This is a genomic window from Lactococcus sp. SK2-659, from assembly GCF_020218185.2.
Taxonomy (GTDB): domain Bacteria; phylum Bacillota; class Bacilli; order Lactobacillales; family Streptococcaceae; genus Lactococcus; species Lactococcus lactis.
Genome location: NZ_JAIWQZ020000001.1, coordinates 341,674 through 363,716, shown reverse-complemented (window position 1 = coordinate 363,716; position 22,043 = coordinate 341,674). Strand labels below are relative to the sequence as shown.

At 35.4% G+C, this 22,043-nt stretch carries 19 protein-coding genes; 7 read left to right on the top strand and 12 right to left on the bottom strand.

The window, feature by feature from the left end; all coding sequences use genetic code 11:
• Positions 1–169 precede the first annotated feature (169 nt).
• Both LDP15_RS01740 and LDP15_RS01735 read right to left on the bottom strand, forming a co-directional pair.
• On the bottom strand, positions 170–1,081 hold the full coding sequence (locus LDP15_RS01740) for a CHAP domain-containing protein (RefSeq protein ID WP_015426751.1): 912 nt from the start codon (positions 1,079–1,081) through the stop codon (positions 170–172).
• Positions 1,082–1,193: 112 nt separating this feature from the next.
• The gene (locus tag LDP15_RS01735; RefSeq protein ID WP_015426752.1) at positions 1,194–2,030 is read right to left on the bottom strand and encodes a metallophosphoesterase; all 837 of its coding nucleotides are present in this window, start codon (positions 2,028–2,030) and stop codon (positions 1,194–1,196) included.
• Between the two features lie 683 nt (positions 2,031–2,713).
• Here LDP15_RS01735 and LDP15_RS01730 point away from each other — a divergent pair.
• Positions 2,714–3,463, top strand: a complete 750-nt coding sequence (locus LDP15_RS01730; protein WP_225513444.1) for an LPXTG cell wall anchor domain-containing protein — start codon at positions 2,714–2,716, stop codon at positions 3,461–3,463.
• A 272-nt stretch (positions 3,464–3,735) separates the two neighbouring features.
• Here the strand turns inward: LDP15_RS01730 and LDP15_RS01725 are convergent, their stop codons facing one another.
• The 5 genes from LDP15_RS01725 to LDP15_RS01705 all read right to left on the bottom strand — a co-directional run bounded on the left by LDP15_RS01725 (position 3,736) and on the right by LDP15_RS01705 (position 8,855).
• Positions 3,736–4,809: a carbamoyl phosphate synthase small subunit gene (locus tag LDP15_RS01725; protein ID WP_015426754.1), complete on the bottom strand. Its 1,074-nt coding sequence runs from the start codon at positions 4,807–4,809 to the stop codon at positions 3,736–3,738.
• A 62-nt stretch (positions 4,810–4,871) separates the two neighbouring features.
• On the bottom strand, positions 4,872–5,804 hold the full coding sequence (locus LDP15_RS01720; protein ID WP_015426755.1) for an aspartate carbamoyltransferase catalytic subunit: 933 nt from the start codon (positions 5,802–5,804) through the stop codon (positions 4,872–4,874).
• A gap of 183 nt (positions 5,805–5,987) precedes the next feature.
• Positions 5,988–7,280 carry a uracil-xanthine permease family protein gene (locus tag LDP15_RS01715; protein ID WP_015426756.1) on the bottom strand — a complete coding sequence of 431 codons (1,293 nt, stop codon included), beginning with the start codon at positions 7,278–7,280 and terminating at the stop codon, positions 5,988–5,990.
• 94 nt (positions 7,281–7,374) lie between these two features.
• Positions 7,375–7,896 carry a bifunctional pyr operon transcriptional regulator/uracil phosphoribosyltransferase PyrR gene (pyrR, locus tag LDP15_RS01710; protein ID WP_010906054.1) on the bottom strand — a complete coding sequence of 174 codons (522 nt, stop codon included), beginning with the start codon at positions 7,894–7,896 and terminating at the stop codon, positions 7,375–7,377.
• Positions 7,897–8,156: 260 nt separating this feature from the next.
• Complete coding sequence (locus tag LDP15_RS01705; protein WP_042230483.1) at positions 8,157–8,855, bottom strand: M50 family metallopeptidase; 699 nt, start codon at positions 8,853–8,855, stop codon at positions 8,157–8,159.
• 95 nt (positions 8,856–8,950) lie between these two features.
• Here LDP15_RS01705 and LDP15_RS01700 point away from each other — a divergent pair, with 95 nt between their 5' ends.
• Both LDP15_RS01700 and LDP15_RS01695 read left to right on the top strand, forming a co-directional pair.
• Positions 8,951–9,250, top strand: coding sequence for a helix-turn-helix transcriptional regulator (locus LDP15_RS01700; RefSeq protein WP_003129394.1), 300 nt, complete (start codon positions 8,951–8,953; stop codon positions 9,248–9,250).
• Complete coding sequence (locus tag LDP15_RS01695) at positions 9,240–10,154, top strand: cation diffusion facilitator family transporter (RefSeq protein WP_015426758.1); 915 nt, start codon at positions 9,240–9,242, stop codon at positions 10,152–10,154. Before LDP15_RS01700 ends, LDP15_RS01695 begins: the two co-directional genes overlap by 11 nt.
• A gap of 82 nt (positions 10,155–10,236) precedes the next feature.
• Here LDP15_RS01695 and LDP15_RS01690 read toward each other — a convergent pair whose 3' ends face one another.
• Complete coding sequence (locus LDP15_RS01690; RefSeq protein WP_015426759.1) at positions 10,237–11,478, bottom strand: glutamate-5-semialdehyde dehydrogenase; 1,242 nt, start codon at positions 11,476–11,478, stop codon at positions 10,237–10,239.
• 17 nt (positions 11,479–11,495) lie between these two features.
• A complete protein-coding gene (gene proB / locus LDP15_RS01685) occupies positions 11,496–12,302 on the bottom strand; it encodes a glutamate 5-kinase (RefSeq protein WP_042230485.1) in 807 nt (268 codons plus the stop codon).
• 230 nt (positions 12,303–12,532) lie between these two features.
• Here proB and LDP15_RS01680 point away from each other — a divergent pair, with 230 nt between their 5' ends.
• Positions 12,533–16,882, top strand: coding sequence for a hypothetical protein (locus LDP15_RS01680; protein WP_225513445.1), 4,350 nt, complete (start codon positions 12,533–12,535; stop codon positions 16,880–16,882).
• Positions 16,883–16,901: 19 nt separating this feature from the next.
• Positions 16,902–17,936: an Ig-like domain-containing protein gene (locus LDP15_RS01675; RefSeq protein WP_225513446.1), complete on the top strand. Its 1,035-nt coding sequence runs from the start codon at positions 16,902–16,904 to the stop codon at positions 17,934–17,936.
• A 62-nt stretch (positions 17,937–17,998) separates the two neighbouring features.
• On the opposite strand, the gene LDP15_RS01670 is transcribed toward LDP15_RS01675, so the two are convergent.
• Together LDP15_RS01670 and LDP15_RS01665 are read right to left on the bottom strand one after the other, a co-directional pair.
• Entirely contained in the window at positions 17,999–18,325 is a 327-nt protein-coding gene (locus tag LDP15_RS01670) for an AzlD domain-containing protein (RefSeq protein WP_042230490.1), read from the bottom strand.
• On the bottom strand, positions 18,312–19,019 hold the full coding sequence (locus LDP15_RS01665; RefSeq protein ID WP_015426763.1) for an AzlC family ABC transporter permease: 708 nt from the start codon (positions 19,017–19,019) through the stop codon (positions 18,312–18,314). Before LDP15_RS01665 ends, LDP15_RS01670 begins: the two co-directional genes overlap by 14 nt.
• A 174-nt stretch (positions 19,020–19,193) precedes the next feature.
• On the opposite strand from LDP15_RS01665, the gene LDP15_RS01660 reads away from it, so the two are divergent.
• Entirely contained in the window at positions 19,194–19,769 is a 576-nt protein-coding gene (locus LDP15_RS01660; RefSeq protein ID WP_015426764.1) for an NADPH-dependent F420 reductase, read from the top strand.
• Positions 19,770–19,850: 81 nt separating this feature from the next.
• Positions 19,851–20,393 carry a GNAT family N-acetyltransferase gene (locus LDP15_RS01655; protein ID WP_015426765.1) on the top strand — a complete coding sequence of 181 codons (543 nt, stop codon included), beginning with the start codon at positions 19,851–19,853 and terminating at the stop codon, positions 20,391–20,393.
• Positions 20,394–20,421: 28 nt separating this feature from the next.
• Here LDP15_RS01655 and ffh read toward each other — a convergent pair whose 3' ends face one another.
• Positions 20,422–21,978: a signal recognition particle protein gene (gene ffh, locus LDP15_RS01650; RefSeq protein ID WP_003129408.1), complete on the bottom strand. Its 1,557-nt coding sequence runs from the start codon at positions 21,976–21,978 to the stop codon at positions 20,422–20,424.
• Positions 21,979–22,043: the final 65 nt, after the last annotated feature.

The window sequence follows — 22,043 nt, the reverse complement described above, 5'->3', positions numbered from 1 at the left end:
AGGAGAATTCTCTTTTCCCTATTTGAATCAGATATTAATTGTTGATTTCCGATTGTTCAACCGATGAGTTCTAGAATTAACAATTAATATCTGAAATAAAGATATATCTATTATACCTTGATAAAAGGATGCCCTCAAGTAATTTGATTAGTTGATTTTTTAAAGAAACCTATTTTCCAATTACATAACGTAAGCGACTAGCTTGATCTTTGCTTAAAACTTGATAAGAAAATAAAGTACTATAACCTGTTCCTGATTGCGAAATTAATATTGAACCATCAGAACGAATTTTTTCTACAAAGGCAACATGACCATAAGTGGCATCAGCTCCGTCTTGCCCTGCCTTAAAACTTACGGCACTATGAAGTTGAGGAGTTGATGTAACTTGATAACCTGCTTGATTTTGCCAATCCTTACCATTCCCCATATATTGGCCATAGTTAATCCCAAACTCTTTCGCTCGATTATAGACCCACCAAGTACATTGTTTATAAGCATAAGTTTGGGTTGAATAATTATCAATATTCATTGGTCTATCAATCGTCCAACCCGCTGGAGTTCCAGGCAAACTGTCAGAAGGCATTGTTTTCCAAGCAATAGCTCCATATTTCCAACCTACAGATAATAAACTATTCTGCTCAAATATATTCGTTGTATAATTATGTGCACCTGACTGAGCATTAGGATTATAAGAAACATAAAGATTGACTGTTCCAGCTGAATAAAAGACAGGATTTGCATTATTGTCCCAACGCCAACCTAGATTGACCAAAGTTTGCGCTTCATATTTACTCAAGGTATAATAATGATCCCCACCTTTAACATTGGGATTATAAAGCCGATAAACTGGTTCACCAGAATTTGCTGCTTGCCAACCAATCCCCTCGTCACGCCAACCCAAATTTTTAAGAGAATTTCCTTCATAAAAATTTGTGGTATAAAAATGTTCCCCACTATTAGGGTTATAAAGTCGATAAACTGGGCTTTTCGAACTTGCTTTCACCTGAGTTCCATTAGCGATATTCCAAGCACCCACTGCTGTTATAATACCAAGCAGCAAAAAAACCTTTTTTCCTTGCATCCAAATCCTCCATTTTAGCCTAGCCTTATGCTATCTAAACTAATGTATTCTATTTAAACTCTATAATAGGTCACCTAAAATGTCAAGCGATTTCATTTAGTAATCTAGATATCTAAAAAGTTAAAACGGCAATTTCAGGAGCTACACCAAATCTGGCTGATAAATGAGTCGTTCCTATCCCGGTATTAACATAAAGTTTTTCATTTGCTCCTAACTGATAAAGTCCACCAGTATAGTTATTCGCATGGCTCATCAATGCCGTAGCTTTCTTTTGAATTTGAGGAATAAGTGGGATGTTTATTTGACCGCCATGACTATGACCAGAAAGAATTAATTCATAACCCTTATTTTGATATTGGCTAACTTCATCCGGCTCATGAGTCAATAATATATCATAACTCGTTTCAGCCATTTGATTTGGCGAGGGAAATTGCGGATTTCCTAACAAAGCATCATCCAAACCTGTGAATAAAATTTTCTTACCATTATCCAAAGTAAAAACTTGATTTTCATTTCTTAAAAGAGAGAAATCAGATTCAGCCATAATATTTGCATATTCCCTGACAGCTCCCCCACCATAATCTCGATTGCCCCAAATTGCAATTTTTCCATATTTTGCTTTCAGACTTTTTAACTTAGAAATAACGGCTTCATTTTCATTGTATTGTGAATAATTATCATATAAATCTCCCGAGAAAATAATAAAATCAGGATTTTGTTCATTTGTTTTTTGAATCACTTTATCTAATCGATCAGCATTAAAATCTTTTTTTATATGTAAATCAGACAACTGAACAATTTTCAAATTTTCTTTAGAATTTGTATTATTCACTTGATGCTCATTGACTACTAAACGATAAGGTTCAACTTTAAAAACGTAGTAAAAGACTCCTATAAAAGTACATATTATAAGAATAATAAGTGAAAATACTATTTTTTTAATTTTCATATCTCTAGATTATAACATATTGCGTATTTTTTAAACTTACAAAAAGAATTCACTTTTTATAAGTGCATGCTACATATAATTATAGAAACGCGTAATCAATAGATGGTTGAAATTTAAAGTTTATAAACAAAAATTCATGAGGAAATTTGATTATTTTACCAGTAAATAAGTGAGGAACATCTTCTTCTCGATAAAAACTAACTTAGAAAAAACCTATCATTATGCTTTTTTATTGTTAATATTTTGAGTATAACTTTGAACCTCAACTTCTAAAATTACTTTGTATGCTTGATAATGCCTCTAAAAATATTTTATTCACTTTCTGAAGTAATAAAACTTGTAAACGAGACGATGAAAAAACGCCTAGATTAGTAGGCGCTTTAGAAGTATTTATGAAAAAGTTTATTTTTTTGAAATAGATTTATTATAGAACTTATTTCTTAAATGAATAATAAAAAATATTTAATAACTTATACTTTGTTTGAATCTTCGGCTTCGGAGAAAATAAGAATCATTAACAACTAATCCAAGTTCCCTATAACTGAACTTCTCTAATTTAAGACTATATTTTCAATAACCTCAAAGTATTTTTAGTAAAATAATAGACAATTTTGTAAAAGTGTCTTTTTAATTATTGAAATAATGTGTTAAAATGTATTTTATATCTTACAGGAGTTTTAAAAATGAAAAAATTAATTGTTGCATTATCTACATGTACTCTTTTAACATGTATACTATTCACTACTTCACCTTCAATGGCGGACCAACTTGATACTCCATCATCGGATATTTCTGCAAAAGCCGAACAAGAATGGTATGGTATTTCAACGATTGAATTTTTCAATATGGGACTTGACTCTGGAATTGTTGATGTAACACAAGGTGACATTATCACTGGGAGGGCTACCTTCGGTTATTATGGTGGTGACTCCCTTACAACTCAAGACATAATTGTGAACTCTAACCTTGACTATGTAGTTATTTCAAATATCACTATTGATAATAATTCCCATACGGGTACCTTTGATATTATCATAGATACTTCTAATATTAGTTCTGGAAACCAGACATTTCAACTTAACGTTACAGATGCACTTCCTGAAAATGATCGGCATGTAACTCCCTATTCAATAACAAATATGATTCAGATTAATGAGGCACCTAAGCCCGATCCAGATCCAGATCCAGACCCTACTCCAGATCCAGACCCTACTCCAGACCCTACTCCAGACCCTGAACCCACTCCAGATCCTGATCCTACTCCAGACCCTGATCCTACTCCAGACCCTGAACCCACTCCAGACCCTGAACCCACTCCAGATCCTGATCCTACTCCAGACCCTGAACCCACTCCAAATCCCGAACCTATCCAAATCTTGAACCTGCTCCAAATCCTGAACCTGCTCCAAATCCTGAACCTGCTCACTCTATAAATAAAAATACATTAAATGTTTCAAAAGATTCTATTGTCTTGGATAACAAGATCACAAAAGCTTCAGAAGAAGGAATTATAAAAATATTACCAGAAACTGGTGTTAATAGCAATACTGATCTTAGTTTTGTACTAATCGGAATCATAATAATAAGTTCAGCAGTAACAATCTTATACAAAAATAGATAATAAAAAAACTCAGTAGTTCTGAGTTTTTTTATTATCCAATGAGCAGTATACTGTCACACACTCAAAATCAGTTATATCAACACTTTATTTTTTGAAGTTATCCATGAGATCCATGAAATCATCAAAAAGATAGCTGGCATCGTGAGGTCCAGGAGCTGCGTCTGGGTGAAATTGGACTGAAAAAGCTGGGAAGTGTTTGTGACGCACTCCTTCAACTGAGTCGTCATTGATTTCAACATGGGTAATCATTAGGTCTTCAGGTAAGTTTTCTGATGAAACGGCATATCCATGATTTTGTGAGGTGAAGTCAATTCGTCCTGTTGCAATTTCACGAACGGCATGGTTAAATCCACGGTGTCCAAATTTCATTTTGTAGGTTTTTGCTCCATTTGCAAGACTAAATAATTGATGACCTAAGCAAATACCGAAAATTGGAATTTTACCTTGAATTTCTTTAATCATTTCAATTGCTTCTGGTACATCTGTTGGGTCCCCAGGACCATTAGTCAACATAACACCATCAGGTTCCATTTCCAAAATTTCTTTAGCACTGGTGTTGTATGGGACAACGGTGAGATTACATTCCCGTTTTGAAAGTTCCCGTAGGATACTATGTTTCAAGCCAAAGTCAACAACGACAACTTTTCTGCCTGTATTTGGTGATGGATAAGCGGTCGTTGTACTACTTGTTTCAACTTGATTTGTTGGTAATACTGTCGCTTGAAGTTGGCTCATTTGATGCTCTACTTCATCTCTTGCTTGTACAAGTGAGGCCTTCATAGTGCCGTGTTCTCGAACAATTTTAGTAATCGCTCGAGTATCCACACCTGTAATTCCAGGAATATTTTTTGCTTTTAAAAATTCATCAAAAGACATTTGCATCCGCCAGTTTGAAGGTCGGCGCGCTGCTTCATGAACAACTACGGCTTTACAGGTTGGATGAATTGATTCATAATCATCTCGGTTGACCCCATAATTTCCAACAATTGGATAAGTGAAGGTCAAAATTTGTCCGTTATACGATTGGTCAGTGATTGATTCTTGATAGCCTGTCATTCCTGTATTAAAGACAAGTTCACCTGTAACATCCAAGTTTGCACCAAGAGATTCTCCCTCAAAAATGGTTCCGTCTTCTAAAATTAAAAGTCTTTTGCTCATAATAAATATTTCCTTTGAATTTTGCTTTAGCAATTATTTTTTCTTGTTGTCAGCGCTTTGAATTATTTAGCTTTTTTTCCAGCAAGAATTGCTTCAAGAATTGCCATTCGAGTATAAACACCATTGCTCATTTGTTGAACAATCCGACTTTGTGGGCTTTCCACAAGGCTGTCAGCAATTTCAACATCCCGATTGACTGGAGCTGGGTGCATGATAATGGCTGTTGGTTTCAACATTTTTGCTCGTTCTTCTGTCAGTCCAAAATGATTATGGTAACCTTCTTTAGAAAAGCTTTCGCCACTATCATGACGTTCGTGTTGAACGCGTAAGAGCATATGAACGTCAAGTTCTGGCAAAATTCGGTCTAGGTTGGCATAATGACCGTAATCATCAAATTCTTCACTATACCATGCTGCTGGGCCTGTAAAGTAAAGTCTAGCTCCTAATTTTTGGAGCATCATCATATTAGATTTGGCGACACGTGAATGGGTTAAATCTCCGGAAATTGCGATTTTTAAACCTTCAAATTTGCCAAATTCTTCATAAATGGTCATCAAGTCAAGTAAACATTGACTTGGATGTTGCCCTGAACCATCTCCACCGTTAACAATCGCACAATGAATATTATCTGAATTCACTAATTCTTCATAGTAATGTTCTACTCCTGAACGTATAACACAGATATCAACGCCAAGTGCATCAAGTGTTAAGACGGTATCGTAGAGAGTTTCTCCTTTACTAATTGAGCTTGCTTGCGCATCAAATTCAAGAACATCCAAGCCTAATTTACGCTCAGCAATATGGAAACTATGGTGTGTTCTTGTAGAATTTTCAAAGAAAAGATTTGAAGCAAAAGTTTGTTTTTCTAAATCAAACTCTGCTGTTCCTGCTTTGAAAGCTGAGGCTCTTTTGATAAGTCCCATGACTTCATCAACACTCAATTTTTCCATACTTGTGAGGTTTTCGAGTTGAACTAATCCATTTTTTACTGACATGAGGTCTCCTTTACCCTGACTGTGTGCTCTCTGTCACAACAGTTTTATTGACAATATATTTGATTGTTTTGTCAGTAAACTGACAAAATTTTTATCTACTGATGGAAATCTCGATAGGATTTCTATCAGTTATAAGTTCACTTTTTTTAATTACTGACGATTCTGTCAGTAATTTTGAATCTTTTAAATTTCGCTAGGATCTTTTGGCAAGACAAGATTTAAAACAATTCCGAGAATTGTTGCAATGGCTACTGATGAAATTTGTAAATTTTGAGTGATATTAATAATCATTCCACCAATCCCGATAACAAGAACAACTGAGCTGATTAGTAAGTTTCGTTTGATATCAAAATTAACTTTATTTTCAACTAAAATTTTCAAACCAGAAGCTGCAATTACTCCAAAAAGGGCAATTGATGCTCCCCCGATGACGGGTGCTGGAATTGATTGCAAGAGTGCTGTAATTTTCCCAATGAATGAGACAATGATAGCAAGAACGGCAGCTCCAGCAATAACATAAATCGAATGAATTTTTGTAATTGCCATAACTCCAATATTTTCACCATAAGAGGTCACCGGCGGTGCACCAATAAATCCGGCGATGATTTGAGCTAGACCATCACCAGTTAATGTTTTTTCTAATCCTGGTTCTTTAAAGTAATCTTTTTTAGTTAATGAATTCAAAACCATAATGTGGCCAAAATGCTCAGTCATTGTGACAAAAGCAATCGGTGCCATTGTCAAAATTGCTGACGGATAGAAGGCCCACTTGTAATTGGCAAATGGAATTTCCATTGGCGGAATGGTTAGCCATTTAGCATGTGAGATTCCAGTGAATGAAACAATGTTCATCCCTGTAATCTTACCAATAATCATTGCTGCAACATATCCTGTGATGATTCCAAGTAAAATGGGAACAACTGACAGAAATCCTTTGCCATAGATACTGTAAATGACAATAGATAACACAGTGATGAGGGCAATAATGATATAAGCTAAACTGTATCCTTTTAAATTTGCAACGTCCGTGTACATGGCATCATTAATTGCTGTTGGAGCAAGTGATAATCCAATGACCATAACGATTGGCCCAACGACGATTGGCGGTAAAACTTTGTCAATCCAGCCTTTACCTGCAAATTTTACAATTAAAGCGACAATCAGATAAACCAATCCACCGGTCATTGCCCCTTGAGCAATGGCTGGCATTCCACCATTTTTCATCAGTAAAGTCATCGCACCAATATAGGCAAAGCTTGAACCCATGTATGCTGGCACTTTAAATTTTGTAACACTCATGTGTGCAAGTGTACCAAGTCCAGAACTCAAGAGGGCAATGGCTGGGTTAATCCCAACTAAAATTGGCACCAAAACCGTTGAGCCAAACATGGCAAACAAATGTTGAAATGAGAGACCAAACCACTGACTTGCAGCTGGTTTCTCATCAACTTTTAAGATAATATCATTATCGTGCACTTTTTTCTCCTAAAACTCTAAGTTGAATATTTGTTAATTCTTTCGTCAGTAACTGACAGCATATTTTTTACTTTAAATTACTGACAGAAATTTTTTAATCTTCACGTTTAATTAAAATACTGTCATTGCCATCGTGTTCAGACATTTGAACAATGATTTCTTCATCACGACCCGTTGGAATATTTTTCCCAACGTAGTCTGCACGAATTGGCAATTCACGATGTCCACGGTCAACTAATACAGCCAATTGAACACGAGCTGGACGACCGAGTTTTACAATTCCATCAATTGCCGCACGGATTGTCCGACCTGTGTAGAGCACATCATCGACAAGAATGACATCTTTTCCTGTAATATCGATGTCAATTTCTGTCGTGTCTTCTTGAGCTTGTTTGTCATCACGGAATGGACGTGTATCCAACTCACCAAAAGGAATTTCCAAACCTTCTAATTGTTGCAAACGTTCTTGGATTCTTTTTGCTAAATAAACACCACGTGTTTTAATCCCAATCAAAACCAATTTGTCCAGCTCTTTATTACGTTCAATAATCTCGTAAGTGATACGTGTAATTGCACGTTTCATTGTGATTTCGTCAATAATTTCTTTTCTAGCCATTGTGGCTCCTTTCATTCTTGATGATCAATTGGTCAGTAAACTAACAAATCTTTCATTTAGCGATTTAGCTTCCATTTCTAAGTTGTCCATTAACATACAAAAAACCTGCACTCAAAAGAGAATGCAGGTAGGTATCAGAAAATGGACAGTATCCATCATATTATTACATTATTAATTTCTGACCTTGCCTGCCTCTCTGGACAATCTTAAAGGTTAGATAGATTATAGCAAAGTTCTCGCCACTTGTCAAAAATTATTTTTTATTTAGAGAATAAAGTCTTGAAAGTGATTATAATCAAAAATAGACAAGATGACATCATTAAAAGAAAAATTAATTTCCAAACAAAAGCAGGGATTATTTGAAATTTCTCATGGAGTAAATCTGCATCAGAAAGTTCTTCATTTTTATGAAAAATTACTTTAAGGTCAATGAATGCCCCTAAAATCAGAAAACCAATTAAAGCTCCACCCATAAAATTAAAAATCTGAATTTGACCAAAATAAAGCAAAGCCCCTGTAATTAAAATTCCTAGCAAACAAATCAAAAAGCCATACCAATTTTTAACGACGATTAGAACAGAAAGGCTGACTATCAACAGACTTATAAGAATGAATTCTGGATGATTAATAATCAAAAACCAGCTAAAGAGACAGCCAAAAAGTAAAGGCATTGGATAGCCCATCAATAAAACAAAGAAGCTTCTCCCACCACCACTTGTTTGGGTGAGGCCGGAACTATCATGATTAAGATGAATTCTATAAACTTTACCAAAAGTAATTTTCGCCGCCAGAGCATGACCAAATTCATGTAAAAGCGTCACTAAAATTCTTAATAAGGGATAAAGAAAGATAGCTATTAAAAGCCCACAAATCAAACCTAATAAAATTATTTTTTGCTGGTCACTAAAGTCTGCGATTCTTTCAAAGGCAGAATAAATATATTGGATAAAATCTTGCAAAACTTCTCCTTTCAGTTTATCATAACAAAAATAACTTAAAATAAAATATTTAAAGAAAGCTTGACAAATATATTATAAAATTATAATATAATAATATGATTAACGAAAAAGATATTGCTGAATTTTTTAAACTTTTCTCTAACGACGGACGTTTAAAAATTATTTCCAGCCTAGCCACTGATAACCTAACCGTAAATGAGATTGTTGAAAAAACACAACTTTCTCAATCTCTTGTCAGTCAACAACTAAAACTTTTAAAAAATGCACGAATTTTAACGAATGAAAAAATTGGAAAAACGGTCACTTACAGTATCTATGACCGCCATATTTTACATCTTTTGAAAGATGTTGCAGAACATTTGGATGAACAAGAGGGAGGAAATCATGAGCCTTAAAAATAAACAAATAAAAAGCGAGCATGACCATAATCATCTGGATAAACTTGTCTCACAAAACGTCACAATCGTTTTTGCTTTAAACCTCTTCTTTGCGATTTTAGAATTTATTTTTGGGGTGCTCTTTAATTCTACGGCTATTTTATCTGATGCCGTCCACGACACAGGTGATGCCGTTGCTATCGGTTTAGCCTGGTTTTTCCAAAAATTCTCTAAAAAACAAGAAGACAAACACTTCTCTTTTGGTTATCAACGTTTTAGTTTACTCGGCGCCTCACTCACAAGTGTCATTTTAATTACGGGGAGTTTCATTGTGCTTTTCGAAGCCGTTCCTAGATTTTTCAACCCTCAACCTGTAGAAGCAACAGGTATGCTTGGTTTGGCTATTTTTGCAATTGTCGCCAATGGTTTTGGTGCATGGCTTTTGGCTCGTGGTTCCTCACGAAATGAAAGTATTTTAAATCTTCACGCGCTCGAAGACGTTTTAGGTTGGCTGGGAGTTCTCATTGTTTCAATCGTCCTTCATTTTGTAAAATGGTACTGGCTCGACCCACTTCTTTCTATTCTAATTGCTTTGTTCATCTTATCCAAAGCCATTCCAAAATTCTGGGGAACTTTACGTATTCTTCTTGAATCAGTCCCCGAAGATATTGATTACAAAAATCTTCTAAGAGCCCTTGAAAAACTTCCTGAAGTACTTGCTGTCACACAACTTATCATTTGGTCAATTGACGGTGAGCAAAATGCAGCAATGATTCATATTGTGATTCCCGAAAATCAAGATTTCTCAGATGCAAAAATCGCTGTTCGTAAGCTTTTAGAAAGTGAGAAAGTTTGTCGCTCAGCCATTGAACTTGATGAAACTACTGACGAACATAAAAAACATGTTCAATATGAAATTTAATTACTGACAGAACTTGTCAATTTATAAAATTACTGATGAATTAAAAGACCCGACTTTTTATAAGCCGAGTCTTTTATTATTTTTAACGAATTTGTCCTGTGCCATCAATCAGATATTTTGTTGAGGTTAGAGCCTCTAAGCCCATTGGTCCTCTGGCATGAAGTTTTTGAGTTGAAATGCCAATTTCAGCACCTAAGCCAAATACAAAACCGTCAGTAAATCTTGTAGACGCATTAACATAAACGGCTGCCGCATCAATTTCATCTTGAAATTTTTGCGCATTGAAATAATCATGAGTGACAATACTTTCTGAATGACGACTTGAATAAGTATTAATGTGCTCAATTGCTTCATCCAAATTATCAACCGTTTTTACTGACAGAATATAATCTAAAAATTCTGTCCCAAAATCATCGTCAGTTGCAGGAATTCCAGCTGACAGAATATTCAGCGCACGCTCATCAGCACGAAATTCAATTTCATGAACTTTATTGATTTCATTTTCCAACTTTGGTAAAAATTCGTCAGCAATTTTTGCATGAACTACTAAACTTTCGGCTGCATTGCAAACACTAGGACGCTGCGTTTTGGCATTTATCACAATTTTTGTCGCCATTTCTAAATCAGCAGATTCATCAACAAAAATTGTACAATTACCCACCCCAGTTTCAATGACAGGAACCGTTGCTTTTTCTTTGACACGGTTAATCAATCGCGCTGACCCTCGCGGAATCAAAACATCTAAAAATTTATCTGCCTGCATCATTTTTTCTGCTTCAGCATGACTTGTGTCAGATAACAATTCAACTGCTCCGTCAGTAATTTTTGCTGACAACAAATTTTCCTTAATAATTTCAACTAAAACCATATTAGAATAAATCGCATCAGACCCACCGCGTAGCAAAACAGAATTTCCTGTTTTAAAACAAAGAGAAAAAGCATCGATAGTCACATTTGGACGACTTTCAAAAATCATTCCAACAGTGCCAAGTGGCACTCTTTTTTGCAAAATCTTAAGTCCATCAAGATTAGTGAAACCTTGCAATACTTGCCCAATTGGGTCAGGAAGTTCCGCAACTTGTCTCAACCCTGTTGCCATATCAGAAATTCTTTGCGCATTTAAACGCAAACGGTCAACCATAATCTCAGAAATTCCATGTTCCAGAGCGTTAGCCAAATCTTTTTCATTCTCAGAAATAATTCTGTCAGTATTTTCGATAAGGCTGTCAGCTAATTTTTGCAAAAAAACATTTTTGTCAGCAGTTGATAGCTTTGCTACTTCTTTGCTCGCCTTTTTAACCTTTAATCCAAGTTCTTCAATCATCGTTTTATCCTTCTTTCTCAAGATTTTTGATGAAAATAAGTCCCAATCTCACGTCCTTCGATAATTTCTTTAATCTCTCGAATCCGTTGGCCATTGGTCAGAACCATTTCTTGACCATTTTCAAATAAAATCTGTGCAGCCGCCAATTTTGAAGTCATCCCGCCAGTTCCAAAACGCGAACCGGCACCACCAGCCATTTGACGTAATTCATCAGTAATTTCATGAATTTCATTAAAAATTTTCGCATCATCATAAATCGTTGGATTTTTATCAAAAAGTCCATCAATATCTGACAGCATAATCAATAAATCAGCATTCACCAATTTAGAAACAATCGCTCCCAATTTATCATTATCACCAAATTTTGTTTGATGATCCATTTCATCAACCGCAATAGCATCATTTTCATTAATAATTGGAATAATTCCAAGCCCAAGTAATGCATTTAGTGCATTTTCAGCATTATCACGACTCGTTGGAAAATCAGTCACATCACGTGTCAAAAGTAACTGAGAAACTTTTTGCGAATAACGACGAAACATTTGCGTATAAAGACTCATTAATTCAACCTGACCGATTGAAGCCAAAGCCTGCTGGTCAGCAATTCCTTTGGGACGTTTATCCATACCAAGCACATTCAAACCGACACCAATCGCTCCAGAAGTCACCAAAATCACTTCATAACCTTTGTTATTCAAATCAGATAAAACAAAAGCCAGCTCGTCAATATTTGATAAATTTATTTTTCCATTTGGCAAAATCAACGAACTCGTTCCAATCTTAACTACAATTCGTTGAACTTTCAAAATATTTTTTCTTATCATAATCATTTATTATAGCAAGATATGTCGACAAATACGAGAGGGAATTACAAATAATTGATAAATTTTTATTAATAAAATCAAATTCCTAAAAATATAAATAATCAATTCTTATCTTTATATTTCTTTTCTGTGATATAATGAATTGAAAAAGAAACTTAAAATACGTAATTTTAATAATACACTATTTTCTACGTTTTTTAAAAAGCATCCACACTAATAAATTTAATTCTATGCCTAAAAAAATTATAAAATCAAAATTAATTCTCAATTTTCTTCTTTTAATATTTTTAATTCTAACTCCAGCAAATTTTTTATTGGAGCTTTTTTCGCCACTTGAAAAAATCACCAATAATTTCCTTCCTAATCAATTCAAACCTGCAATTTCCAATTTATCAAATTTAAACAAAGTCTATGCTGCCACAGACATTCCCGGACTAATTTTAGCCAATAATAGTTTTGGTTACAGTAAATCAATTTCAGGACAAGTTTCTGGAACGAGCATTTCCATTGTCAGCAATAATGGCACCAAAACTAATTATTCAAGCCTTGCTTCTGCTCTCGATGATACTATTCTTAATCAAGCAAACCCAATTGACTATGTTATTTATTTTGGATCTGCATATAGCTTAACCAGTACTGACCAAGAAGAATTATCAAAAGTGACCACTGTAAATGCGAAAAGCCTCACTTTTATTTCGGATTCAACCGATAACCTTAATACTTCTACTGCCAATCTTGATCCAAATGCTAATCAAATTACACTTCCATCAATTCTAAATCTATCCGTTCCAACCGTTTTTCGTAATATTACTCTCGCTGGTTCAAGTAGCATTTATGCTAATGGAAATAATCTTGCCATTCGTTCAGGCGCGTTTTTCACTGGTGCAATCAATCTTTATGGCGGGGCAAAACAAGCAAGCGTAGCAAATACAAATATTTGGATAGGAGCCACTGGCTCGAGTACTTTTAATATCTATGGCGGTTCTGATGGAGGAACTGTCACTGGAAATACATCCCTGACGGTCACAAACACTTCTGGAAACAATCTCAATGTCTACGGTGGTGGAAATAATACAAGCACAGTCAACGGAAATACAAACGTCGCCTTCAATACAAACAGCACAAACGGTATTTTTCAAGTTTATGGTGGTGGACAAACAAGCACAGATAAAATTACAGGAACTGTCAACGTTGATGTTACCGGAACAAATGGCGGCATTTTAACACTAATGGGGAATTCAGCAACAGGTGGAGCAATAACAGGAGATATCAATGTTGGAATCTCAGGAATTTCAGGAAATACAAACGTGAACACCATTTATGGAGACGGTCAAGCAAGTCCACCTCCTCTCTCAACAACCCGCATCATCAAAGTGACCGTTAACAGCCCAGATTATACTTTCAGTAATGATATTAACGCCACAGCATATAACTTGGCAACGACCAACGGCTTATTAGCCACAACAATCATGAATATCAATGCTGCAGGAGTGAAACAAATTTCAGCTGGTGCAGACGGAAACGATAATTTCACAAACGCAACAACCACCCAAAATACAGCAACGATAAACCTTGGCTCCAGCTCTGCTTCAAGTTCCAATCAAGTGATACTAGCAACCAACCTTGTTCACAATTTTACCAACTTAAATATTTTACCCTACAACGAACTTGATTTAAGTGCCACAGGCTACATTTATAATGGTGGCGGAATTCAAACGAATGCAAGCAATTATCAAAATAACTATGCTAATTTTGGAAGCTTAAACATGTATGAAGGTTCAGGGATTGTTGATAAAAGTCAAGGAGGTATTTCAACTACTCCAACTGCTGGCTTACAACCCACAAATATCTTAATTCAAGTCGGTGCATGGAATGTCGCTCCAAATACCTATCTCAAAGACTATTATTTCAGTAACAATTGGTCTTGGGCAAATAATTACGCTCCAATCATTTCATCGAATTTTTCTCAATTAACAAAAGCTACCTATTTCCAAGAAACACAAAACGCTAGTGGAAATTACACTAGCCAATCCATTCTAACTTGGCAACCACTTATTAGTCGCGGGCTAAATATCAATGAGAACAATCTTAAATCAACAACGGCAATTTGGGGTTCAACTGGTTCAAATTTTCAACATATGATGCTGATTATTCCAGTTTCAGGTCAAACAGCAACAAAGATTAACCCCGTTGAAATCAATGGTTATGACCAACAAACAGATCTCTCCTATATCGGAGATTATTCTCCAACCACAATAAACGGTATTTCCGCCAATCAAGTTGTTTGTATTCTTGGTAATATCCGTCAATTCCAAATCAATGGAACAAATACCTCAACAGGTGCCGGACAATGGAATATTAACCCTAGTTTGTCATCAAGCAGTGGCACAAATGGATTTATTGGTTCTAGCTTAGACAAAAATTATGCCTATGCCTCTTATTTTAGCAATAGTGTCAACGGCACAACTTATAATAATCTTGCAGAGTTAATTTATCCTGCAAGTTCAACATTTGGTTGGACAGTAAATGCTCAAATTTCTCCCGCTTCTTTTCTTACCATTGGCACAGGGAATTATATCCGCCATGCAGAAGTCCGCACACCAACCGTTGGAGCTACACCTTCTTATATTGATTGGGAATGGCCAAATCATACAGCAACCAGTCCAAGCACCAATGCTGTTCTAGCAAGTAATGATTCTCCCATTTATAACAGCAATACGCTCTATACGTCTTATGTTCCTGGCGGAAGTGATGGACCAGCAAGCCAAATTTCAGACTCTAGTCTTTCCTTAAATTATCCGGTTACCTCTTCCATTTCAAGTTGGATGTTTACAAATCAAGCTGGACATAACTGGGGATTTTTCCCAGGAAGTTGGTTTGATGGGTCAGATGGAACAAGTCAATCTGGCAATTTCCTTAATCCAACAAATTGGAACAATCTGATTAGTAATAGTGGACAAACAGGGACTAATTTTCTAATTTATAATGTTAAACCTAATGATTCTGTAACCGATAATGGTAATACTACACCACCCCCACTTGAAACTTCAACAACAAACATTTCAAATCCAAACATATCAGTCAGCCAACTTACTGCAATTGCTAGTACAAGCGACGTCTACTCGGCTTTAGCTGCTTATCTAAAACCTTCTGCCCAATATTATGATGGTTCAAACAATATTGTAAAAGCAACTGAAGCAGATATAACTAATGGTACAAGCTCAATCACACCAATCGTTTACAACTCACAAAGTCAGTTTGCTGCCGATCTTTCAAACGCCCTTTCCACCACAAGCAATACAATCAATAATGGCATTAACTATCAAAAACTTGGTACTAAAATCACTATCAAATATATTACCGCCGACGGAATTCTTTTCTCAGGCACAATAACGGTCGTTGCTGGAAGTCTTTCTGCCAATAATGTAACTACAGTTACTCAAGTTGTAAATAGTATTGCTAAGGACATGAATACTATCAAAGGACAAAATGCTGCTGACAGTAATTTTGATAATGAAATCGCTAAAGATTTGCTTCAATTAACAGGAGCTACTGCAACCGATGCAACTAATACTGATATTTCAAGTAATATAAAAATTAGTGGGTGGGCTGATGCAGGAGCAAGCTACATGCTCTCTGATAACTACACTAACACTCAACTCTACAATCAAATCATTTCAGATTTATCCGCGACAGTCATCCCTTCAGGAACCACCTTTAATCTTACTTTTTCGGCTCCTGATGGTATGGGAGGAACAAATAGTCAAACAGTACAAATATTAATTATCCCAGGAACAATTTCAGCACAAAATGTCACTTTAACTATGTCTCAAGTTAAAATGTTACTAACTAATAATTCTACAGCAGCGGCCCTAAGTACTGACCTAATGAACCCTATCACCTCAACAGGAGCAGCTGGTGCTAATGTTTCAGCAACAATCGCTTCTTCTTCCGCAACAACTTCTCTCTCAAATGCAACCAGTGTTTTTAATTGGCTGAAATCCTTGGATGGTTCCGCAACAACAACCCAAACAATCGACCTGACATTCACAACGCTTCAATATGGTATCTCAACAACGGTCTCACTCTCCGTTTTACCAGCAGGACTTTTGACAATAAAATCAGTGCCCGACCTTAACTTTGGAATTTATAGCACAGCAAATCAGCCACCTGACTGGACAAATATTCCAATGCTAAATTCAAATGGGACAGCAGTTACAAGAGAAGACCCCAATATCTACGCACAAATATATGATACCCGCTCAACTCCTGCAACTTGGTCTTTATCACTATCAGATAGCGGAAATTTATTTGGTGGAAACATTACTTTGATAAAAAGTTCTGCAACTTCATCAGCAGGTATTTCAAGTGGGCAGGAAAATACCAATCAAGAACAATTATCAACTACTCCATCAATTATATTTACCAATACTAATCCGCAAGGTGGAAATACAAATACAGGTTATGAGACCGTTAATATCATGCCCGTCTTCAAACTCTCGTTTGCAAGCCCTCTTTTGACAACTACTAATGGCTGGGCAATAGATAAATTAACTTGGACATTAACATCAGCCCCATAAGAAAGGAAAGATGTACTTCGTGAAAAAAATATTTTTCCTAACTCTCGCTATGAGTGTTCTGATTACTGGATATTTGAAAATAGAAACTGTAATCGCTGATACAACTTCAAAAGCCAGTTTTATGTATACCCTACAATCTCCAGCTCCACTTTTCAATACCGTCAAAGCTACTGATACTGTCGTCTCTGGAACTGGTGTAGCTGGGGCAAGCGTTTCGGTAACTTTTCCGAATGGCAGTATCCAAACAATTACCGTAGAAAATGACGGTACTTGGTCTATAGCCCTCCCAATTAATCTTATATTAAGTGTTGGCAATCAACTATCTGCAACACAAATTGTTGGAACAGGAGCAAGTGCCGAATCAGTCAGTACAATTTCAACAATAACTGTTATTCCAAATAATTCTGGTACTGCTCAAAGTCCAACTTTCGATACGATTTCACCTAATGCAACAACTATTAAAGGAACTGTCCCCTCTTATGTTTCTGGAAGCAGTGTGATTGTCACATTTCCAAATGGAAATAATGTAGGAGGATCAGTTAATCCTGATTCAACTTGGTCAGTAACGGTACCTGGAAATATAAACTTGGTCGCAGGTAACCAGCTCACAGCTATTCAAATTTCTCCTAATTTGGAAAATAGTGCACAAGTAACAACTCTTGTAAATAGCTCACAACTTCAATCTGCCCTACCAACACTCGATACTGTACGTGTTGCTGACTCAACTATTTCTGGAACAGGTATTACTGGAAGTACAATTATTGTCACTTTCCCAAATGGAACAACTTCTCAAACAAGCGTTGATACTAATGGTAAATTTAGTCTATCAATTCCATCAGAAATAAGTCTAAATCCCAAGGATATTATCAGTGCAACTCAAATTGAACCCGATAAAACGATTAGTCAAGCAGTAACTACAAGCGTTCTTTCAAATACAAATTGGAGCCTTCCATTTACGGGAAGTGACGGTTATAAACCTCTCCTTCTAATCATCATAGGATTACTTTTGACGATTATATTGCTCAAATTTTCAGATTCAAAAAAACAAAAATAACCAAAGTTCAAAAAGCTCTGGTTATTTTTATTTTTAAAAAATATTATTTAAAGATTGATTTTTTACATTAATACTTGAATAAACGCTAGGGAGAGAACTCCTACAATAACAATGATTAATAAGTTTTTCGTCAAAATTGCGGCAAGAATTGTCGGAAGTGAAGCGAATAAATTATTCCAATTGATTGAAGGCAAGTGCCCCAAATGTTGAACAAAAAGATTGGAAACCCACAAAGCTGACATAATAACGACTGGAACAAAACTCAAATATTCGACAAGCGGTTGAGGGAGGTTAACTTTTTTGAGTAAAATAAAGGGTAAAATTCGTGAAAGTAAAGTTACCAAACCACAAATAATTATTGTCAATAAGATAAAATTAAAAGAATACATGTTTTACCCCCACCCCTATTGCACAAACTACCAAAGTAACAAACAAAACTAGCAAATTACTAGGAATAATGGTTAAACCAAAATAAAATAAAACCATAGTAATTCCAACGATGATTAATTGTAATTTAAATCCTAAAGTTTTATCACCAATAAGTTGTAAATAAAGCAATCCGATAAACATCGCAATAATTGCAAAACCTAAGCCAAGCTTTTGTGGATCAGTTAATAAATTACCTAAAAGTCCTCCCAAAAGACTAGAAAAAGCCCAAACCGAATAGGCCAGTAAATTTGACGCATTAAACCAAGAAAAGCTTAATTTTCCATCCGTATAATTTTGCTTATTCATGCCCAAAGCAAAAGTTTCGTCAGTTAACAAAGTTCCAATAAAAATATTCTTTAGTAAACTTTCATTTTTAAAATAGGTTGCTGTTGTCATTGACATCAGAATAATTCGAGAATTCACTAAAAATACACTTAGAACAATAGATAAAAGTGGGCTATGAACCGTTAACATGGTGATAATTATAAACTGTGCTGATCCTGCATAAACAATTAATGATAGTAATAATATCGTCCAAAGATTGAAACCAGCACTATGAGCAATCATTCCAAATGCTACTCCAATTCCAATATAGCCAAAAACTGTTGGTAATGTATCTTTTAAACCTTGTTTAAAGGTCAATTCTGAATTCATAACCTTAGCTCCCTTTCTAAAAGAGTGTATCTAACCATTATCACATAAATATTAACTAACTGTCAATAAAAATTTATTAATCACTTAATTTTTGCAAGGTATATTGCTATAGATTTCATTTTTTCAATGATATAATCAAATTAATAACAATATCAATCTTAGAGGAGGAAGACTATGGCAACAATTAGTATTTTTGGTAAAGGAAAAATGGGAAAAGCAATCGGTGATAATTTTAGTTCATCTGGTAATAAAGTCAACTATATCTTATCAAACTCAGCTAAAACAGAATTGGGTGAAATTGTTGTTTTAGCTGTTCCTTATGTCGCAATTGCCGGAATCATCCAAGAATATTCGACTGATTTACAAGGAAAAATAATTATCGATATTACAAATCCCGTTGATTTCACAACATTTGATAGTCTATTAGTGCCTTCGGATACTTCTGCTGCGGCTCTCATTGCTAAACAACTCCCAAATTCAATGATTGTTAAGGCTTTTAATACGACTTTTTCCGATACATTGGCAACAAAAAAAGTGGCAAATGAACATCAAACAACCGTTTTACTCGCTAGTGATAGTCAGGAAGCAAAAGAGACCATTATTAAATCTCTTGAAAATAGTGGTTTGAGTCTATTAGACGCTGGTTCACTAAAAAGGGCTCGCGAACTAGAAGCTATTGGTTTTCTGCAAATTACTTTAGCTGCTTCTGAAAAAATTTCTTGGGACGGCGGTTTTGGGATTTTCAAATAGTCGCTTAAAAATTTAAGTCTTGTTATAATTAAATAACAAGGCTTTTTATTTTATAAAGAAATATCATCAAGGAGTAGAATAATGACTACATTAACAAATGAACCAACAATGAAAATCAGAGCATTGGAACGAACAGATTTAAAAAATATCCATATCATCAATAATAAAGCTGAAACAATGCGGCTATGGTTTGAAGAACCTTATGAATCACTAGACGAGTTAAGCAGTCTTTATGATAAACATATCCATGATAATACTGAACGTCGCTTTGTAATTGAAGCCAATGATACTTTTATTGGAATTGTGGAACTTATGTCTATTGATTACATTCATCGTACCTGCGAAATTCAAATCATTATCATTTCAGGTTTTTCTGGAAAAGGCTACGCTCAAAAAGCGTTAAAAACAGGTGTTGACTATGCTTTCAATACTCTAAATATGCATAAAGTTTATTTATGGGTAGATATTGATAATGCTCCTGCTGTTCATATCTATAAAAAATTAGGTTTCAAAATTGAAGGAACGATTAAGGAACAATTCTTTGCTGGCGGTAGATATCATGATAGCTACTTTATGGGGATTCTTAAATCTGAATACACTCAAAGAGAAAAAGCGGTTAAGTAAAAAAACAGGAGTTCTCCTGTTTTTTTACTTAGCGTTTTTTCTTACCTTTTTTCATTTTCTTTTGAGCACGTTTCATGGCTTGTTTCATAGCAAACTCAGTTGCTTTACCTTTTAAACCACCGCCAAACATAGAACTCATATCGGGCATCCCATTTGCTGAACCATTACCCATCATCCCTTGTAAATCACCCAAAGATGACATATCGGGCATTCCAGAACCCGCAGGCATATTCGGCATTTGTCCACCGGCTCCACCCATCATTTTTTGCATCATAGCATTCATATCACCATTCATGATTCCTTGCATCATTTCTTTGGACTGATTAAATTGCTTAATGAATTTATTTACTTCAATAAATGAATTTCCAGAACCTGCGGCAATCCGACGACGACGGGCTGGTGACAGTTCAGCCTCTAAATGACGTTCTGCCGGTGTCATTGACAAGACCATTGCTCGTTTTCTAGCAACATCCTTAGGATCAACTTTAACCTTATCTAAACCAGGCATTTGTGACATTCCTGGAATCATTTTCATAATATCTTCCATTGGTCCCATATTTGTCACTTGATCAAGTTGTTCAACAAAGTCCTCATAATCAAAACGATTTTCAGCCATTTTTTCAGCGAGTTTTGCTGATTGTTCTTCGTCATAATTTGCTTGAGCCTTCTCAATCAAGGTGAGCATATCACCCATTCCAAGAATTCGTGAACTCATTCGATCAGGATAGAAAACTTCAAGATCTGTTAATTTTTCACCAGTCCCTGTAAATTTAATTGGTTTTCCTGTAATTTCACGGATTGATAATGCCGCACCACCACGTGTATCACCATCAAGTTTAGTGATAATCACACCTGTAATGTCCAATTTTTCATCAAAAGTTTTAGCAACTTGTGCTGCAACTTGACCAGTCATTGCATCAACAACAAGCAAAATTTCAGTTGGTTCAGCAAGTGCTTTAATCTCTTGCAATTCGTTCATTAGAGTGTCGTCAATTTCAAGACGACCTGCAGTATCAATCAAAACATAGTCTTTACGTTCTTCTTGAGCTTTTAAAAGACCATTACGAACAATATTAACTGGTTTTTCAGCAGTTCCTTCATCATAGACAGGAATTTCAAGCTGTTCACCTAAGGTTTTTAATTGGTCAATCGCTGCTGGACGATAAACGTCGGCTGCAATCATCAAAGGACGAGCATTTTGCTCCTCTTTGAGTTTTTTAGCAAGTTTACCAGCAAAGGTTGTTTTCCCTGCCCCTTGCAACCCAACCATCATGATAATTGTTGGAATTTTAGGAGATTTAAGTAATTCAGCTTCCCCACCACCCAAAATAGCTGTTAATTCTTCATCAACAATTTTAATTACTTGTTGAGCTGGGTTTAATGCTTCTGATACTTCAACACCGACAGCTCGTTCACGGATTGCCTTAATAAACTTCTTGACAACTGGGAGAGCAACGTCGGCTTCAAGGAGAGCAACTCGGATTTCTTTTGTAATTTCTGTGACGTCTGTCTCAGTAATTTTTTTCTTTCCACGTAGATTTTTAAAAACGTTTTGTAAGCGTTCGGTTAAGTTTTCAAATGCCATATTTTATAATCCAATTCTATTTTTTACAATTACTTCATTATAACATTTCTTTAGCTAAAATTGAA

Excerpts from the sequence above, each read along its gene's own strand:
- LDP15_RS01740 (WP_015426751.1), bottom strand. The coding sequence starts at position 1,081 with ATGCAAGGAAAAAAGGTTTTTTTGCTGCTTGGTATTATAACAGCAGTG.
- LDP15_RS01735 (WP_015426752.1), bottom strand. The coding sequence starts at position 2,030 with ATGAAAATTAAAAAAATAGTATTTTCACTTATTATTCTTATAATATGT.
- LDP15_RS01730 (WP_225513444.1), top strand. The coding sequence starts at position 2,714 with ATGAAAAAATTAATTGTTGCATTATCTACATGTACTCTTTTAACATGT.
- LDP15_RS01725 (WP_015426754.1), bottom strand. The coding sequence starts at position 4,809 with ATGAGCAAAAGACTTTTAATTTTAGAAGACGGAACCATTTTTGAGGGA.
- LDP15_RS01720 (WP_015426755.1), bottom strand. The coding sequence starts at position 5,804 with ATGTCAGTAAAAAATGGATTAGTTCAACTCGAAAACCTCACAAGTATG.
- pyrR (WP_010906054.1), bottom strand. The coding sequence starts at position 7,896 with ATGGCTAGAAAAGAAATTATTGACGAAATCACAATGAAACGTGCAATT.
- LDP15_RS01700 (WP_003129394.1), top strand. The coding sequence starts at position 8,951 with ATGATTAACGAAAAAGATATTGCTGAATTTTTTAAACTTTTCTCTAAC.
- LDP15_RS01695 (WP_015426758.1), top strand. The coding sequence starts at position 9,240 with ATGAGCCTTAAAAATAAACAAATAAAAAGCGAGCATGACCATAATCAT.
- LDP15_RS01690 (WP_015426759.1), bottom strand. The coding sequence starts at position 11,478 with ATGATTGAAGAACTTGGATTAAAGGTTAAAAAGGCGAGCAAAGAAGTA.
- proB (WP_042230485.1), bottom strand. The coding sequence starts at position 12,302 with ATGATAAGAAAAAATATTTTGAAAGTTCAACGAATTGTAGTTAAGATT.
- LDP15_RS01680 (WP_225513445.1), top strand. The coding sequence starts at position 12,533 with ATGCCTAAAAAAATTATAAAATCAAAATTAATTCTCAATTTTCTTCTT.
- LDP15_RS01670 (WP_042230490.1), bottom strand. The coding sequence starts at position 18,325 with ATGTATTCTTTTAATTTTATCTTATTGACAATAATTATTTGTGGTTTG.
- LDP15_RS01665 (WP_015426763.1), bottom strand. The coding sequence starts at position 19,019 with ATGAATTCAGAATTGACCTTTAAACAAGGTTTAAAAGATACATTACCA.
- LDP15_RS01660 (WP_015426764.1), top strand. The coding sequence starts at position 19,194 with ATGGCAACAATTAGTATTTTTGGTAAAGGAAAAATGGGAAAAGCAATC.
- LDP15_RS01655 (WP_015426765.1), top strand. The coding sequence starts at position 19,851 with ATGACTACATTAACAAATGAACCAACAATGAAAATCAGAGCATTGGAA.
- ffh (WP_003129408.1), bottom strand. The coding sequence starts at position 21,978 with ATGGCATTTGAAAACTTAACCGAACGCTTACAAAACGTTTTTAAAAAT.